The sequence below is a fragment of the Streptomyces alkaliphilus genome, from assembly GCF_014141535.1.
In the GTDB taxonomy this organism is placed as follows: domain Bacteria; phylum Actinomycetota; class Actinomycetes; order Streptomycetales; family Streptomycetaceae; genus Streptomyces; species Streptomyces alkaliphilus.
The window spans coordinates 1-3275 of record NZ_VKHT01000596.1 but is presented as its reverse complement, the minus strand read 5'-3'; the positions used below and the strand labels follow the sequence as shown (position 1 = coordinate 3275).

Genomic DNA, 3275 nt, shown 5'->3' with positions numbered 1-3275 from the left:
GGGTGGGGTCGCGCGGGGTCAGGGGCAGGTTGTGCCGGGCTCCGGCTGGAGGTCCTCGATCAGGTGGGCGTTGACGGCGGCGTCCACGCACCCGTCGGTGCCGTAGGCGCCGTGACCGTCACCGTCGAGGGTGAGCAGGACGGCGGACTCCAGCTGGTCGGCCAGGGACTCGGACCAGGCGTACGGGGTGGCCGGGTCACGGGTGGTGCCGATCACCAGGATCGGGTCGGCGCCCGCCGCCCGGACCGGCCCCGGCTCCCCGGTGGCCTCCACCGGCCACACCCCGCACAGCAGGGAGGACCAGGCGAAGTCGCGGCCGAAGGTCGGGGCCATCTCCTCGAAGGTGTCCAGGGCCGCGAGCACGTCCTCGGGAGTGGTGAGGTCGGCGGGGCGGTCCAGGCAGCCGATGGCGGGGAAGGCGAAGTTCACGGTGCCGTAGGCGCCGACCGCGTCGCGGCGGTGGTACTCGTCGGCCAGGCGCAGCAGTGGCGCGCCGGGGGTGGCGCTCGCGCCCTCGTCGAAGTCCTCCGTCCGGAGCTCCTCGATGTCGAGGGCGACCGCGACGGCCGGGGTCAGCGCCTCGCGCAGCCGGGGCCAGACCGTCTCGCTGTACAGGGCCCGGGCGATGGCGGTGGTGGCCAGGGACTCGGTCAGCGGTCGGTCCTCGCCGGTGGGCAGGGGCTCGGCGTCCAGGGCGTCGAGGAGGTCGGCGATGTCGTCGATCGACAGGATGGGGCAGTCCTCGTGTCCGACGCAGTCGATGACGAACTCGTGCAGGGCGGCCTCGAACCCCGCGGCCTGCATGAGGTCGGTGGTGAGGGTGTCCAGGCGGGGATCCACTCCGGCGTCCAGGACGAGCCGGCCGGAGCGGTGGGGGAAGAGGTCGGCGTAGACGGCGCCGAGGTGGGTGCCGTAGGAGGCGCCGTAGTAGTTCAGGCGCTCCTCCCCGAGGACGGCCCGCACCAGATCCAGGTCACGGGCGGCCTCGGTGGTGGAGATGTGTTCCAGCAGGCGTCCGGAGCGTTCCCGGCAGCTCTCGGCGAAGTCGATGAGGGCGTTGGTCAGGGCGTCGATCTCGGCGTCGTCGTCGGGGGTGCGGTCGACGAGGGTGAAGGCGTCCATGGCCGCGTCGTCGAGGCATTCGACGGGTTCGCTGCCGCCGGTGCCGCGCGGATCGACGGCGACGATGTCGTAGCGGGCGCGGACCTCGGCGGGGAAGCCGGTGCCGGCGTGGTTCTGCAGGAAGTCGACGGCGGAGGAGCCGGGGCCGCCGGGGTTGACCAGCAGGGCGCCGAGGCGTTCCTCGGCGGGGCCGACCGCCCGGATGCGGGAGACGGCGAGTTGGACGTCCTCGGCCGGGTCCACGGCGTCGTGGTCCAGGGGGGCGTTGAGGGTGGCGCACTGGTAGCCGCTGACGCCGCAGTCACGCCAGGTGATCTCCTGCTCGTAATAGGGCAGCAGGTCCTCGGGGACGTCGTCGAGGCCGCCGGTCGACTCGGTGATGTCGTTGGTGTGGCCGGCGGGGGCCCCGAGGGCGTCGTCCGGGGCGGTGTCGGACGCGCCCGTACAGCCGGTGAGCAGCAACGCCGTCGCGGTGAGGGCGGCGGCGAGGGCACGGGACGTGCGGGCGGCAGACATGGTTCCCCCGACGAAAGGTGAACGGTGGTGTGGGAGGAGCCTAACCGTCCACCGGGGGAGGGTGCGCCTCCGGTTGGGCCGGTGGACCCGGGGCGCTCCCCGATTCGCCCGACAAACCCCTTGAAGATCACAAAAAGTGACGGGCGATCAGCTTCGGGCGCGGGCGGGCACGGGGTCGCGCAGGGTGAGGGTCATGGCCTCCACGGCGAGCAGCGGGGCGACATTTCGGTCCAGGGCGCGGCGGCACTCCAGGATGGCCTCGATGCGGCGCAGCGTCTGTTCGGGTCGGGAGGTGGCCGCGAGACGGGCGACGGTGTCGGCGGGGCCGGCGCCGACGGCGATGTCGGTGCCGAACTGATGGGCGAGGACGTCGCGGTAGAAGCCGGTGAGTTCGGTGAGGGCGAGGTCGAGGGTGTCGCGCTGGGTGCGGGTGGCACGGCGCTTCTGCCGCTCCTCCAGCTCCTTCATGGCTCCGGCGGTACCGCGCGGCAGGCGCTTGCCCTCGGCGGCGCCCAGGGCTGCGCGCAGTTCCTCGGTCTCCTTCTCGTCGAGCTCCGCGGCGAGCTGTTTGGCGTCCTCGGCGGCGGTGTCGACGAGTTGTTGGGCGGCGCGCAGACAGGCGCCGACGTCGTCGAGCCGGGCGGGGATGGCGAGGACGGCGTCGCGACGGGCCCGGGCGCGTTCGTCGGTGGCCAGCCGGCGGGCGCGGTCGATGTGTCCGCCGGTGGCGCGGGCCGCGGCGGCGGCGGTCTCGGGGTGGATGCCGTCGCGGCGGGTGAGGAGGTCGGCGACGGCGTCCACGGGCGGGGTGCGCAGCGAAAGCAGCCGGCAGCGGGAGCGGATGGTGGGCAGGACGTCCTCGATGGAGGGCGCGCACAGCAGCCACACGGTGCGGGGTGCGGGTTCCTCGACGGCCTTGAGGAGGACGTTGCCGGCACCCTCGGTGAGGCGGTCGGCGTCCTCCAGGAGGATGACCTGCCAGCGCCCGCCGGCCGGGGAGAGCTGGGCGCGGCGGATGAGGTCGCGGGTCTCGCCGACGCCGATGGTGAGGACCTCGGTGCGGACGGCCTCCACATCGGCGTGCGTGCCGACGAGGGTGGTGTGGCAGCCGTCACAGAAGCCGCAGCCGGGGGTGCCGCCCAGGGCGCGGTCGGGGCTGCGGCACTGGAGGGCGGCGGCGAAGGCGCGGGCGGCCGTGGCGCGGCCGCAGCCGGGGGGCCCGGTGAACAGCCAGGCGTGGGTCATGGCGGAGCCGCTGAGGGCGGGCTCCTCGCCGCGCTCGACCGCGGTGACGAAGGCGTCGGCGTCACGGGCGGCGGCGAGGAGCTGCTCGCTCACCCGGTCCTGCCCCACCAGGTCGTCCCACACCGGCACGGCTCCGGCCCCCTTTCCGATCCTCGTCCGGCCCTCGCGGGCCCGCTTTTCCCGGGCCGGTCGACCGCCGGGCGGACCGCGGCCCGACGGTGTCCGGTGTCGTCCGGTGGGTCCATTGTGGGGCACGGGTCGGACAGCGGCGGGACGCCCGGTTCCCGAGGGGCTCCGAACGCCGCGTCAGGGGTGTTGTTCGGGGATGCCGACGGCGGGGCGCGGCGGGCCGGCCGGGTCGCCGGGGCGCTGCGGCTGCTCGGGGGGAGGAC

The 3275-nt window shown here is 74.6% G+C and carries 2 protein-coding genes; both read right to left on the bottom strand.

Features of this window, described 5'->3' with window-relative positions; genetic code table 11:
• Positions 1–18 precede the first annotated feature (18 nt).
• Complete coding sequence (locus FNQ90_RS17225; protein WP_182607201.1) at positions 19–1638, bottom strand: alpha/beta hydrolase; 1620 nt, start codon at positions 1636–1638, stop codon at positions 19–21.
• A 147-nt stretch (positions 1639–1785) separates the two neighbouring features.
• The gene (locus FNQ90_RS17220) at positions 1786–3012 is read right to left on the bottom strand and encodes a DNA polymerase III subunit delta' (protein WP_143622871.1); all 1227 of its coding nucleotides are present in this window, start codon (positions 3010–3012) and stop codon (positions 1786–1788) included.
• Positions 3013–3275: the final 263 nt, after the last annotated feature.